Annotated in this window: 1 pseudogene; it reads right to left on the reverse strand. The window is 35.4% G+C overall.

Features of this window, described 5'->3' with window-relative positions:
- Positions 1–238, reverse strand: a pseudogene (locus CUZ56_RS14955) (hypothetical protein); the annotation flags it as partial.
- Between the last annotated feature and the right edge of the window lie 39 nt (positions 239–277).

Below are 277 nucleotides of genomic sequence, written 5' to 3' on the forward strand. Positions count from 1 at the left end.
AACTACTACAGTTCACAAAGTTCATTATCATTTCTTTAGCTACTGATTGACTACGTTGATAGTACAAACTCTTCACTCCTAACTTCCATGCTTCTATCATCACTTTGTTCACATCTTTGATAGGCATTACCGATGGAATATTTAAGTTCAAACTCTGTGTTTGATCTATATACGCTTGGCGTTGTGCAGCCTGCGATATAATTTCCATAGGAGATATTTCTTTAAAAGTTTTAAACACGTTCTTCTCTTGTTGTGTAAGTTCTTGCAAGTGTTGCAC

Origin of the sequence: Saezia sanguinis, assembly GCF_003991585.1 — a bacterium.
GTDB lineage: Bacteria > Pseudomonadota > Gammaproteobacteria > Burkholderiales > Burkholderiaceae_C > Saezia > Saezia sanguinis.